Source organism: Pseudoruegeria sp. HB172150 (genome assembly GCF_013184805.1).
Taxonomy (GTDB): Bacteria; Pseudomonadota; Alphaproteobacteria; order Rhodobacterales; family Rhodobacteraceae; genus Psychromarinibacter.
Map to the genome: position 1 here is coordinate 377,636 of NZ_JAATNG010000001.1, position 12,293 is coordinate 389,928.

11 protein-coding genes are annotated in these 12,293 nt (G+C 65.1%); 3 read left to right on the plus strand and 8 right to left on the minus strand.

The annotated features are described in order from the left end of the window. Positions 1–46: 46 nt before the first annotated feature. The 5 genes from HCO70_RS01815 to HCO70_RS01835 form a co-directional block, all read right to left on the minus strand. Positions 47–1,279, minus strand: a complete 1,233-nt coding sequence (locus HCO70_RS01815; protein ID WP_172292515.1) for an MFS transporter — start codon at positions 1,277–1,279, stop codon at positions 47–49. 93 nt (positions 1,280–1,372) lie between these two features. Then, positions 1,373–1,801 (minus strand): PaaI family thioesterase, encoded by a 429-nt coding sequence (locus tag HCO70_RS01820; RefSeq protein ID WP_172292517.1) that lies wholly within the window; start codon positions 1,799–1,801, stop codon positions 1,373–1,375. Then, entirely contained in the window at positions 1,798–2,487 is a 690-nt protein-coding gene (gene pdeM / locus HCO70_RS01825) for a ligase-associated DNA damage response endonuclease PdeM (protein ID WP_253913086.1), read from the minus strand. Before pdeM ends, HCO70_RS01820 begins: the two co-directional genes overlap by 4 nt. Before the next feature lie 78 nt (positions 2,488–2,565). Beyond that, positions 2,566–4,980, minus strand: a complete 2,415-nt coding sequence (locus tag HCO70_RS01830; RefSeq protein WP_172292521.1) for a ligase-associated DNA damage response DEXH box helicase — start codon at positions 4,978–4,980, stop codon at positions 2,566–2,568. Between the two features lie 282 nt (positions 4,981–5,262). Beyond that, the gene (locus HCO70_RS01835; RefSeq protein WP_172292523.1) at positions 5,263–5,952 is read right to left on the minus strand and encodes a hypothetical protein; all 690 of its coding nucleotides are present in this window, start codon (positions 5,950–5,952) and stop codon (positions 5,263–5,265) included. 464 nt (positions 5,953–6,416) lie between these two features. Here HCO70_RS01835 and HCO70_RS01840 point away from each other — a divergent pair, with 464 nt between their 5' ends. Then, positions 6,417–8,087, plus strand: a complete 1,671-nt coding sequence (locus HCO70_RS01840; protein WP_172292525.1) for an FAD-dependent oxidoreductase — start codon at positions 6,417–6,419, stop codon at positions 8,085–8,087. 35 nt (positions 8,088–8,122) lie between these two features. Here the strand turns inward: HCO70_RS01840 and HCO70_RS01845 are convergent, their stop codons facing one another. Continuing rightward, positions 8,123–8,797 carry a MarR family winged helix-turn-helix transcriptional regulator gene (locus HCO70_RS01845; protein ID WP_172292527.1) on the minus strand — a complete coding sequence of 225 codons (675 nt, stop codon included), beginning with the start codon at positions 8,795–8,797 and terminating at the stop codon, positions 8,123–8,125. 115 nt (positions 8,798–8,912) lie between these two features. Between HCO70_RS01845 and HCO70_RS01850 the strand changes: the two genes are divergently transcribed. Further along, complete coding sequence (locus tag HCO70_RS01850) at positions 8,913–10,442, plus strand: MDR family MFS transporter (protein ID WP_253913087.1); 1,530 nt, start codon at positions 8,913–8,915, stop codon at positions 10,440–10,442. A 109-nt stretch (positions 10,443–10,551) separates the two neighbouring features. Here the strand turns inward: HCO70_RS01850 and HCO70_RS01855 are convergent, their stop codons facing one another. Next, on the minus strand, positions 10,552–10,833 hold the full coding sequence (locus tag HCO70_RS01855; protein ID WP_172292529.1) for a YiaA/YiaB family inner membrane protein: 282 nt from the start codon (positions 10,831–10,833) through the stop codon (positions 10,552–10,554). Between the two features lie 41 nt (positions 10,834–10,874). Further along, entirely contained in the window at positions 10,875–11,603 is a 729-nt protein-coding gene (locus HCO70_RS01860; RefSeq protein ID WP_216665231.1) for a PspA/IM30 family protein, read from the minus strand. A gap of 116 nt (positions 11,604–11,719) precedes the next feature. On the opposite strand from HCO70_RS01860, the gene HCO70_RS01865 reads away from it, so the two are divergent. Continuing rightward, positions 11,720–12,289 (plus strand): TetR-like C-terminal domain-containing protein, encoded by a 570-nt coding sequence (locus HCO70_RS01865; RefSeq protein ID WP_172292533.1) that lies wholly within the window; start codon positions 11,720–11,722, stop codon positions 12,287–12,289. The last annotated feature ends 4 nt before the right edge of the window (positions 12,290–12,293 follow it).

The following is a 12,293-nucleotide window of genomic DNA, read 5'->3' on the forward strand; positions in this document are numbered from 1 at the left end:
CTGTCTGGGGTCCGGTTCCTTATATAAGGTCGGGGCGTCTGGCTGGCTACTCCGCCGGGGTGGGCAGACCGCCGCTAAACACCGTCTCGTGACCGGGTTCAGGGTGCCGGGGGATCATCAGCGCCAGCATCAACGAAGTCACGGCCATCGCGGCGGCCAGCACGAAGACGCCGCCGGGCGAGACGATCCAGAGATATCCCAGCAGCGCCGGCAGGAAAACAGCGGCGATGTGGTTGATTGTAAAGGCGACGGCGGCGGTGGGGGCGATGTCGCCCGGATCGGCGATCTTCTGGAAGTAGGTCTTCAGCGCGAAAGCGAGGGTGAAGAAGATGTGGTCAATGATATATAGGCCGGCCGCCATCAGCATGCCCCAGCCGAAATAGTAGATGCCGCCATAGGCGAGGAAGATAATGGCCAGTCCGCTGTATTCGAAGGTCAGTGCGCGGCGTTCGCCCCAGACCGCCACCGCCTTGCCCATCAGCGGGGCGAACAGCATGTTGGCGAGGAAGTTGAACAGGAACAGAGCGGTGACCTCGTGCACTTCGAAGCCGAAGCGTTCCACCATCATGAAGGCGGCGAAGACGACAAAAATCTGCCGTCGGGCACCAGACATGAACTGCAGCGCATAATAGAGCCAGTAGCGGCGGCGCAGGATCATCTTGCGGACCTGCGGATGCGGCGCCTCGAATTGCGGGTAGGCAATCATGCAGAAGACGGCGATCAGCGCCGTGGCCCCGCCGGAGACGAGGTAGACGAAGTTGTAGGAAAGATCGAAGGTCTTCCATGTCACGACCAGCAGGCCGTAGGCCAGCAGCGAGGCGGCAGAGCCGACGCCGACGACCCAACCGAGGATCTGCGGAGCGCGGCTTTTCTCGATCCATTGAAGCTGTAGCGACTGGTTCACCGTTTCAAAGTAATGGAAGCCGATCGAACTGAGCATCGTGATGGTCAGGATCCCGGCGAGGCTCGGGAACCAGGCGGTGACGGCAGTGGAGACCCCAAGCAGCAGCAGGGCAATGGTGCCAAGGACCTGTTCGCGCATGAACATGATCAGGGCGATGACTCCGACGGCGAGGAAGCCGGGGATTTCTCGCACAGTGTGGAGCCAGCCGATCTCTACCCCAGTGAAACCGGCGACCTCGATGACGAAGTTGTTAAGTAGCGCCGACCATGTGGCGAAGGCGATGGGCATCGCGAAGGCCATCAGCAGCAGGAGCGACACCGGGCGCTGCCAGAGCGGCAGGTGGCGAGCGTCGTCGAGAGGCATGATGCGCTTCATGGATTTCCCATTAGGCCGATTGCAGGCGATTGGCGAGGGAGAAAGTCTGTGCGTCAGCGCACCGAGCTGTGCCAAAAGGCGCGTGCCTTCTTTTCAGGCGCGCACGGGGATCATCGTGCCCTGCAAGAGCGCGACCTGTTTGCTGGTGCCGCCGGCTTCGGCCCAGACCTCGGCGTTGACAACGACGATACGCTTGCCAGGTCGGATGACTTTTCCTTTTGCGATCAGGGACGTGCCGGTGGCCGGGGAGAGGAGGTTGATCTTCATCTCGACAGTCAGGACCTCGTCTTCCTCCTCCATCAGGCTAAGCGCGGCATAGCCTGCAGCGGTGTCGCCAAGGGCGAAGCTGACGGCAGCATGGGCGTAGCCGTGCTGCTGCCGGGTGGTGTCGAGAACCGGGGCGGTGATCTCGACCTCTCCCGGCGAGACGGCGCTCAGCCGCGCGCCCAGAAGCGTCATCATCGCCTGCCGGTCGAAGCTGTCGTGCAGCTTCGCCTCGTATCCGGCGAAGCGCGGATTCATTGGGCGCGTCCCGGCATCGGGATCTCGACGGTGAATGGGCCGGTGAGGATCGCTAACGCCTCAGGCCGCATCAGTTCGGCCAGGGCGGGCATCGAGGACCGGAGGCCGCCGGTATAGGTGCCGAACGCGGGCAGGATCACCCGGTCAGCATCATAGAGGAAACAGGGGCGGGACACGTGCCGTCCGCGCGCGTTCAGGACCGCCTTGGGGTGGTAGTGGCCCGAAACTTCGCCACTAGCGCCGGTCTTGGCGATGTGCCGGAAGGTGAGAGGCGGTTTCTGCAATTCGGCCAGATGGGTGCCGCCGAGGTCGACGGGGCCGGGATCGTGGTTGCCCTGGATCCAGACCCAGCGACGACCGGCCATCAGGCGGCTGACCCAGAGGCGCGTATCTTCGGACAGGCCCTCGACAGATGCATCGTCGTCGAAGCTGTCGCCGAGGCAGACAACGGTTCGCGGGTCGAGGCGGTCGATTTCAAGGTCGAGGCGAGCCAGTGTGTCGTCGGTTTCATACGGCGGCAGCAGGCTGCCACCTTTCCGGGCGATGCGTTCGGACTTGCCGAGATGCAGGTCGGACACGGCCAGAAGCTTTGCATCCGGCCACCAGAGCGCGCCGGAACCGCGCGCTTCGAGCGTGGATCCGGCCAGCGGGAAGCGCGTGGCGTTCTCATAATGTTCCATGTCCATGGCCCTACATAGCAGCGCCATTCGCGTCCCATCAATAGGCGTGGGAGGAACAGGCGAAAAGATATGGCGGGTGCCGGATCAGGCGAGTTGCCTGCCGTCGAGCCCAGCCTCCTGCATCAGGCGGGCCGCCTCTTCGGCTAGCAGGCGTTCCGTCGCCATGCCTTCCACCGGGACCTTGCCGACCTCGAGGAACAAGGGCGCGGCGAGCGGCGTTACTCTGTCCAGGGCTACGTGGTCGATGCGGCCGTGGGTGCGGGCCAGCATTTCCTCGATGCGGCCGAAATCGACAAGACCCTTCAGGGCTTCCTCGCGCGTGATGTCCATCAGCAGGTGGTCCGGATCGTAGCGACGCAGGGTGTCGTAGAGTATGTCCGACGAAAAGGTCGCTTGCCGGCCGGTTTTGCGCTGGCCGCCGGTGTTTCGGTCGATCAGCCCGGAGATCACGGCGACATTCTTGAAGGTGCGCTTCATCAGGGCGTTGCCCGCGAGCCAGGTCTCGAATGCCTCGCGCAGATCGCCACCCTGCAGCAGCGGCGCCGGGTCAGTCGGGCGGTCGAGCCCCCAGATCAGGACGGCATAGTCAGTGGAGACGAAGCCCATCGGGTGCAGACCCAGCTTTTCCATTCGCTGCGTGAGGAGGAGGCCCAGGGTCTGCATGGCGTTGCGGCCGGCAAATCCGTAGACGCAGAGATGTTCGCGCCCGTCCCACGGGAAGGTCTCTACCAGCAGGCGGTCAGGCTCCGGCAGTTTCGACACGTAGCGCTGGTGCGCCAGCCATTCGGCGGTGTGCGCGGGGAGTTCCGGCCAACGTTCCTGCTGGAACATGCGCAGGATGCGGTGCGAGAGCTGGGTGGAGGTGGCGAACTTGGTGCCGGAGAAGACGGCGATCTTTGGTTTGCGGTAGGGCGTGCGTGTGACCTCGACCACGGTTTCGCGCAAGCCCTCGTATTGCACGATCTTGCCGCCGATCAGGAATGTGTCGCCGCGGGTGAGGGACGCGGCGAAAGCTTCCTCGATCTCGCCCAGTGGCACGCCCTGGCCGCGCATGCGAACCTTCAGCAAGTCGCTGTCGATGATGGTGCCGAGGTTCATGCGGATCTGCCGCGCAGCACGGGGGTCGCGCAGTTCCCAAAGGCCGTCGTCGCGCTGCTTCAGGCGCTGCCAGCGGTCGTAGGCGCGCAGCGCATAGCCGCCGGTGGCGGCGAAATCGAGGCAGGCATCGAACTCGGCGCGAGTCAGGGCGGCATAGGCCCCGGCGGTGACGACCTCGGCATAAAGCTCATCAGCGTCGAAGGGACCGGCGCAGGCGGCGATCAGGATATGCTGGCAGAGCACGTCGCGCGGACCGGGGCCGCGCGGATCGCCGTCGAGATCGTGGGCCTTCGCTGCCTCCAGCGCGGCGACGCATTCAACCACCTCAAAGCGGTTGGCGGGCACGAGAAGCGCCTTGGAAGGGGCGTTGTAGCGGTGGTTGGCGCGACCGATGCGCTGGATCAGTCGCTTGACGTTCTTCGGCGCGCCGACCTGGATGATCAGATCGACATCGCCCCAGTCGATGCCGAGGTCCAGCGTGCCGGTGCAGACGATGGCGCGGAGCTTTCCGGCGACCATCGCCGCCTCGACCTTCAGGCGCTGCTCGCGGGCGAGGGAGCCGTGGTGGATGCCGATGGGCAGGTCATCGTCGTTGGCGAGCCAGAGGTTGTGAAAGAAGATCTCTGCCTGGGCGCGGGTGTTGTGGAAGATCAGCGTGGTCCTGTGCTGCTTCACCTGCTCCAGCACGGCGGGGATGGCATAGGCGCCACCGCCGCCTGCCCAGGGCGGGCGCTCCTCGGTTTCGAGCATGCGGATGTCGGCGTCGGGGCCGGGATCGGCCTGGAGGATCTCGCAGGGGTCGGGGTGTTTCGCGAGGAGCCTGGCCAGCGCGGGCGGGTCCTCGACCGTGGCAGAGAGGCCGACGCGGCGAAGGGTGGGGCAAAGGCTTTGCAGGCGGGCGAGGGCGAGCATGAGCTGGTCGCCTCGTTTCGACTCGGCCAGGGCGTGGATCTCGTCGACGATGACGCGCTGCAGGCCGGCGAACATTCGGGGGGCGTCTTCGTAGGAGAGGAGCAGAGCGAGGCTTTCGGGGGTGGTCAGCAGGATGTGCGGCGGGTCGGCGCGCTGGCGCTTCTTCTGGGTGGCGGTGGTGTCGCCGGTGCGGTCCTCGATCCGGATGGGGAGGGCCATCTCGGCGACGGGAGTGGAGAGGTTGCGCCTGATGTCGGCGGCGAGGGCCTTGAGGGGGGAGACGTAGAGGGTGTGGAGGCCCTGGTGGGTGCCGGGGGCCAGCTCGGCGAGGGAGGGGAGGAAACCGGCCAGGGTCTTGCCGCCGCCGGTGGGGGCTATGAGGAGAAGGGCGGGGTCCTCTGCCCGGTCCAGCATGGCCTGCTGGTGGGGGTGGATGGACCAGCCGCGGGAGGCGAACCAGTCGGCGAAGAGGGGGAGCAGGACGGCCATGGGCAGAAGCTAGGGCAGAGGGACGGGAACGGGAAGGGCGAAGGGGGCGTCCCCATGGGGACGGGGGGTCAAGTCATTGATTTCAGGCATGTTAGCGCAAACGTCGTGTGGGGACGGGTGCAGGTGGACAGCAATTGCCGTACTTACAGCGGCACGTCCGCTCCAGCAAAATCATGCGTCGCTTTGCGTATTTCCGGCGTCGGAACGCAATGAGACAACGCGCAAGATCAGGCGAGTGGCCGGACGGGCCCGAGATCGCAGGTTTCCGGGCGGACCCGCCGGCTATTGGCTCAGAAGTTGCAGAATGCCGAACGAGGTCAGCAGGACGCCGGAACCAAGGCCGATCGCGCCGAGCAGCGGGGCGAGGCGACGCGGTGCGCGGCCGGAACTCGGATCGCGGAGCGCGTTCGGAGAGCGGCTGTACCGGGTGATCGGTTTTCCCCGATGCCGCGTGCGGGGCTGTTCCGGCGCGGCGGGGCACTCGGTCATCTCGCCCGCCCCTGTCCGGGCCACCGAATTTGCCGGCGGCCGGAGTGCCGCGATTTCCGGCGCCGGTTGCTCCGGTGCGGTGTTCCAGTATGCTGCCAGCCGTTCCTTTTCGGCCTCGACAAAGCGGGCCACCGGCGTTGGCGCAGCCTCGTCCTGCCTCGCATGCTCTTTCAGGCGTTTGCGGGCGTCCCTGATGATGGGCGCGTAATCCGGTGGCAGGACCGCGGCGGATCTTACGATGTAACGCATCGAGTCGAGTCTGACCCGGCGCGCTGCTTCGGCATCCTCGATCCGCCCGAGCACAACGGACATGAAATAGAGGGTGAATTCCTCGGGCGTGGCGTCGGGCCGGTCGGCCTGCAGCCGGTCATAGGTCTCTTCCAGCCAGGCCACCGTCGGCCGGTCCGGTCCTGCCATCGGCGTCTCGCCAAAGCAGGGCGAGACCGTCCGAAGTGCCTCGCCGTAGTAGATTATCTTGCGCAAGCTTGTCGTTGACTGAACGACATCGTCCAACTGGTCCGGGAGTGCGTTATCTGCCCCGCGTACAGTAACCTCCCAACCAGCGGACTGACGTGCTGGCTGCCCCATTTAATCGCCCCGTTTGTAGACTGGTTACGTCTATCATCCCACTATACAAAGCCTCTCTTAAATCAGCATCTGGGTCAACGATGACGTCGCTGACAATATGTAGATGGGTCTTCTTCTATTGCGGCGGCGTCGGGACATCTCTGTCAGACGAGCAATCTGCCTTACGGTTGTGCGTTCCGCGAACATTCGCGTGCCGTCGGGGCAGGACGCCGTGTTACCCCGCGAGAACTACAGGGAATGCTGCGAAGAAGGACTGTCCCTGAAAACCTATGGACGTGTTTGCGTTGCCTGACTACCGTTTAGGTCGAAATTCTTACGTTGAGTTACTTCGTTCCAGAGTGCCATTGGGAGGATTTGATATGGCCTTGCGTTCCCGTCCATTGACCCGCCGCGGATTTATCAGGGGCCTAGCCTCGCTTGGCGGGGCCGGTGCGGCCTATTCCGCCCTTGCGGCATTTGACCTGATGGGGCGCGGTGCGCTGGCCGCAGGCAATACCACAGCACCGCTGCCGAGCGGCAGCCTGCAAGGCAAGAGCGTTATCGTCATCGGCGCCGGGATCGCAGGGCTGTGCAGCGCGATGCGGCTGGCGCGGGCCGGGGGCGAGGTGACGATCCTCGAAGCGACCGACCGGCCGGGCGGGCGCAGCCTGACCCTGCGCAATGGCGACAGTTTCCGCGAGTGGGACTGGAATTCGGATACGACAATGGTGTTCGAGCAGGTGGGTGACGTGCCGCCGGACGACCCCGACAACTACCTGAACGCCGGGCCGGGGCGGATCCCGCAGCACCATACGCGGGTGCTGGATTATTGCCGCGAACTGGGCGTCGCGCTGCAGCCTTACCTTTACATGGACAAGGCGAACCTGATGCAGAACGACCACTGGAACGGCGGGCGCCCGGTACAGGTGCGGCGGTTGAAGAACGACCTGCGCGGAGCGCTGGCCGAGATGCTGGCGAAGGTCGCGGACCAGGGCGCGCTGGACATGCCGCTGAGCGCCGGCGACACCGAGGCGTTCCTGCAGATGCTGACCCATTTCGGGCAGCTCACCTATGACGGGGCGCAGCTTGTCTACGCGGGGGCCGAACTAAAGAGCGACTACGTGCGCGCCGGTTATTCCGTGGACCCGGGCGATGTGCGGACGCCCGGTCGCCCCTGGCCGACGCTGTCGCTGGACGAAGTCATGGCCTCGGACTTCTGGAACAGTGAGATGTTCAATGACTTGGAGTATTTCTGGCAGACCTCGCTGATGCAGCCGGTCGACGGGATGGACATGATCTGGAAGGGTTTCCTGGAGGCGGAGGTCGCAGAAGGGCAGACCGTGGGCGATCTGATCGTGCTGGAACAGCCAGTACAGGCGATCGATCTGAATGACAGTGGGGCCACGGTGCGGACCGGCGACGGCATGAGCCACAGCGCAGATTTCGTTGTTGCGACTCTGTCGGCGCCACTGCTGGCGCGGCTGGGCGGAAACTTCATGGACGGGGTAACGCGGCAGATCCTGTCGGAGGTCTATATCACGCCGGCCTGCAAGGTCGGGTTCCAGGGACGGTCGCGGTTCTGGGAAGAGGAGGACCGCATTTATGGTGGGATCTCTTGGACCAAGGGGCCGATCAGCCAGATCTGGTATCCGAATTACAGCTTCAACTCGCCGACGGGCGTGCTGACCGGGGCCTATAACCGGGGCGAGGATGCCGCGGAGTTTCAGGCACTGACGCGAGATGAGCGGATCGAGGCGGCGCTGGCGGGAGGTGAAAAGCTGCATCCCGGGTATCGCGACAAGGTCTTTGCCGGCAACGGCGTGTCGATTGCCTGGGCGAAGATCCCGTACCAGGCGGGCGGATGGGCCAACGAGACGGCATTTTCGCAGCCGGATGTCTTTGCCCGGATGGCGGCGGCGGACGCGATCGGGAACCGGGTGTTCATGGCGGGCGACTGGTTCAGCTACTGGCCGGGCTGGCAGGTGGGCGCGCTGGACTCGGCGCATCTGGCGACGGACCAGATCGCGCGGCGGGCGGTGTCCGGGGGCTGAGCGGAGCGGCTACCGGATGCCTCGCGGCATCCGGTTTACGACGCGCATTTCCTTGCCAGCCGTTCGGCGATGGCGGCGATTTCGTCAGGGAAGCGCTCCGGGCCGACGGATTGCGCCTCGTCCGCCCAGGCGACGAAGCGGGCCATCAGGGGGACGAAGGTCTGGCGTTCCACTTCGGTCCAGCCGGACAGGAATTCGCCCATTACCAGGAATTTGAACCGGCGCACCGCGTCGACGATGGCGGTGCCGCGGGCGGTGAGTTCGACGATGGTGCGGCGGGCGTCCTGCTGGCTGACGGCGCGGCGGGCGAGGCCCTTGCCGATCAGGTCGCTGACCAGGCGCGAGGCGCGCGAGGGGTCGATCCTGAGCCGGGCGGCGACGGTGGAGACCATGGTTTCGGATTCGCGTTCCTCGCCGAATTCCAGCGCCGGCGCCGCGATGGCGACGAGAACGTCGAACTGCGCCTGGTCCAGCTCGTCATCGAGGCCGAAGGCGCGCAGGGCGGCCGTTGCAAGCTCGCGCTTGTTCACCCGGCGGCGCCATTGCTGGAGCACCGCGTCGATCTCGAAGGCGACCTGGCTTACCTGCCTGTCGATCCCCGCGGATTCGAGAAAATCCGCGATCTGCTTGTCCTGAGAGGCTATGTCCCCGTCCTCCGGCCCATCCGTTCGGCGCAGATTACGCGAAAAGGGAGACTTTGACAAATACATGCTATTGACATGCAATTGCCAATGGCACAAATAGGGAGAAACGATACGGACGCGCCGGCGACCGCAGTTTTGCTGGCCCTGCGATCCGGCAACGAAAGACTCAGGACGCCCCCAATTGACGGATTTGACCGAAACGCATTCCATTGGTGTCGACAGGGCCAGAATTCGGCTGGTCTTTATCGCCGTGTGCTGTGTTCTGCTGCTGGCCTCGATGGGCCAGACGGTGGTGACGACGGCCCTGCCGATCATCGTCGGTGATCTCGGCGGGCTGGATCAGATCGCGCTTGTCATCACCGCCTACCTGCTGGCCGCGACGGTCGGGGCGCCGGTCTTCGGCAAGCTGGGCGATCTGTTCGGTCGGAAGAAGGTGCTGCAGGTCGGGATCGTGGTGTTCCTGATCGGCGCGCTGATCTGCGCCATGGCCCCGACGCTGTCGGTGCTGGTGGTCGGCCGTTTCGTGCAGGGGCTGGGCGGCGGCGGGCTGATCGTCGTTTCCATGGCCACTGTCGCCGATGTCGTCTCGCCGCGGGAGCGCGGCAAGTATCAGGGCTACCTGGGCGGCGTCTTCGGTTTTTCCACGGTTGTCGGCCCGCTGGCGGGCGGCTTCGTGGTGCAACATTTTCACTGGAGCTGGATGTTCCTTGCCAACGTGCCGCTGGCCTTGCTGGCCTTCGGCGTAATCGCCGCCGTACTGGAATCACATAGCGCCGACCGGAAGCCTTCCATCGACTATCCGGGTGCGGTGCTACTGACGGTTTCTCTCTCCCTGGCCGTCACGATCGCCAGTGTCGGCGGCGACCCCGTCCCCTGGACGAGCCCGATGATGATGGCCCTTGTCGCGGCGGTGTTCGTCGCGCTTGGCGCCTTCATCTTCGCGGAGCGCCGGGCGGCGGAGCCGATCCTTCCGCTGGAGCTGTTCCGGATCAACAACTTCGTGGTGTCGAATACGGTGGGCGCGGTTACCGGGGTGGCGATGTTCGGCACCATCACCTTCATCCCGACCTTCATGCAGGTGGTGAAGGGGCTGGAGCCGTCCACCTCGGGGCTTTTCGTGTTCCCGATGATGCTGGGGATGATCGGAGGGTCGGCGATGGCGGGTCAGGTGATGTCGCGGACCGGGCGCTACAAGATGCTGCCGGTGTTCTCTACCATGCTGCTGACCGCGGCGATGCTGTTCCTTGCCACGCTGAAGCCGGAGACCCCGAACTGGATGATCGCGGTGGCGGTGACGGCGGCGGGTCTGGGCATCGGGCCGGTGATGGGTGTCGGCGTGACGGCGATCCAGAACTCGGTGCCGGCGCGGATGGTTGGCGTGGGCACGGCGAGCGCCAACATGTTCCGCCTGATCGGCGGGTCGCTGGGCACGGCGATGTTCGGCGGGATCTTTGCCCATGGGCTGGCGCGCGAACTGGGCGACGCGGCCGAGACGCTGGGCGGGGCCAGCCCGCGGTCGCTGACCGCGCAGGCGATTACACAGATGGATCCGGCGGTGCAGAGCCAGGTCACCCACGCAATCGCGGCCGCGCTGCATCCCTGTTTCTACATTGCGGCGATCCTGGCGGCCATTGCCTGCCTTGTGGCAATGCTGATGCACGAGGTTCCGCTGTCGGACCGGGTGCCGGCGGCACGGACGCCGGCGGAGTAGAGCCAGACGGTTTTTCGGAACAGTTGGTCCAAGAGTTGCGCCGCTTCGCCCGTGTCGGGCGAAGCGGCGTTTGCTTTCATGTGCCGGATGCCCGGTGAACTGCGCGGCCTCAGTCGCCGGATTCGCGGAGGAGGCGGTTGGTACGGGCTTCCTCGATGGCGTTGTGCAGGCGTTTGGTCTCTTCCCGGTCGCGGACCGAATTGGTGATCGTGACGGCGGTCGAGACGAGCATGATCGCCGCCATGGCATAATAGCCTTTCGCCGTGAGCGTGGCCTGAAGGTTGTAAATGCCGGCCGCCATCATGAAGGCGGCGATTGCGAATTGCAGGTAAGTGAAAAGTTCGTAGGCGTTGCTGCGCTGGGCGCGGGGTTTGGTGGTCTGGTCGCTCATGGGTCAGTCCTTTGGTCCGTCTGGTTTGAACAGGGGATGTGTCAGCAGGTCGTGGCGGTCTGACGCGCCCGGAGGCGGGCGATGACGGCGTCGGCGGTGACGCGCACCGGCGTGCCGAAGCCATGGTCGGCGAGGCGGTCTCGGACCGCATCGGCATTGCTTTCGGCGTCGAGTTCGACGAGGGCCGCCGCCGCGGCTTCGTCGGCCTCGAGACGTTCGCGGAGACAGGTCAGGGTTGCCTCGGCCTCTGACAGGGTCGATCGGCCGGCAGAGGCGGTGAAGCGGCTTGCCTGTCTTGCGGCGATGGTGGCGACGGCCAGCCGTTCGCCCCGTCGAAGTTCGCTGAGGCGGGCCTTTTGCTGGGCGACCATGGCGCGCAGCCGGGACTGTTCGCGGGAATAGATGGCGACCGTCCGGTGGACGCCGTCGAGTTCGGTTTCTATGTCGGCGATCGCGGCGGCCGCCTCGTGCGCGAGATCGTCGCTGCCGTGGTCGAGCGCGGCGAGGGCGCGGGTTTCGAGGTCGGCGAGGCGTTCGGCAAGCCGTTCCTCGGTTCTGCGTTCGGCGGCGCATTGCGCCGCGATGGTGGCGACGGCGCGGCGGCCGGCTTCGTGCGCCGCCACGCAGTCCCGGATCTGCTGGCGCAGGAGCGGTACGGTGTTGGCATCCACAACGTCTTGTGCCGCATCCTCGACGTGGCCGCGCAGTATGGTCGTCAGGCTCTTCAACAGCATCTGGTCCTCTTTCAGCAATCTGTGAACAGTGTTCACTTTTTTACTGTGGACGCTGATTCCCATTCGTGCAAGAATTTTGTGAACACCGTTCACATAAATCGGACAAACCGTTGGTAACAGAAGAAAAAAAGTTGTCGCCAAAGCGCGCCGCCATGCGTGACCGGATCATCGAGGCGATTCTCGACCGTATCAAGACGCAGGGAATCGGCCAGCTGTCCGCCCGCGATGTCGCGAAGGCCGCGGGGTGTTCGGCGGCGGCGATCTACACCGTGTTCGAGGATTTCGACCACGCGATCTTTGCCGCGAACGCGCGCACGCTGGAGCGTATGGGCGCGGCGCTGGCGGCGGTCGAGGTGACGGCAGACGATCCCGGCGCCGGGATGCGGAAGCTGGCCCGCGCCTATGTCCGCTTTGCGCTGGAGAACGAAGTGTTCTGGTGGGCGGTGTTCAACCAGAACCCGGCGGAGACGACCGTCGTGCCGGATTGGTACCACGACCTGCATGCACGGCTGATCTCGCAGATATTCGAGCCGCTGAAGACGCTGCGCCCGGATCTTGACGAGGAGGGCCTGTCGCTGCGCGCCCGGACCTTGTTCAGTTCCGTGCACGGTGTCGTGCTGTTGTCGCTTGAGCGCCGGTTTGTCGGCGTTCCAGCGGATCGGCTGGAGGAAGAGGTCGACGCGCTGGTCGCGGCGATGACCCGTGGGCTGGGAGAGAACTGAGACA

What these genes read in the sequence shown, in the direction of transcription:
- HCO70_RS01820 (WP_172292517.1), bottom strand. Translation starts at nt 1,801, where the DNA reads ATGAATCCGCGCTTCGCCGGATACGAGGCGAAGCTGCACGACAGCTTC.
- HCO70_RS01865 (WP_172292533.1), top strand. Translation starts at nt 11,720, where the DNA reads ATGCGTGACCGGATCATCGAGGCGATTCTCGACCGTATCAAGACGCAG.
- HCO70_RS01815 (WP_172292515.1), bottom strand. Translation starts at nt 1,279, where the DNA reads ATGAAGCGCATCATGCCTCTCGACGACGCTCGCCACCTGCCGCTCTGG.
- pdeM (WP_253913086.1), bottom strand. Translation starts at nt 2,487, where the DNA reads ATGGACATGGAACATTATGAGAACGCCACGCGCTTCCCGCTGGCCGGA.
- HCO70_RS01830 (WP_172292521.1), bottom strand. Translation starts at nt 4,980, where the DNA reads ATGGCCGTCCTGCTCCCCCTCTTCGCCGACTGGTTCGCCTCCCGCGGC.
- HCO70_RS01840 (WP_172292525.1), top strand. Translation starts at nt 6,417, where the DNA reads ATGGCCTTGCGTTCCCGTCCATTGACCCGCCGCGGATTTATCAGGGGC.
- HCO70_RS01845 (WP_172292527.1), bottom strand. Translation starts at nt 8,797, where the DNA reads ATGTATTTGTCAAAGTCTCCCTTTTCGCGTAATCTGCGCCGAACGGAT.
- HCO70_RS01855 (WP_172292529.1), bottom strand. Translation starts at nt 10,833, where the DNA reads ATGAGCGACCAGACCACCAAACCCCGCGCCCAGCGCAGCAACGCCTAC.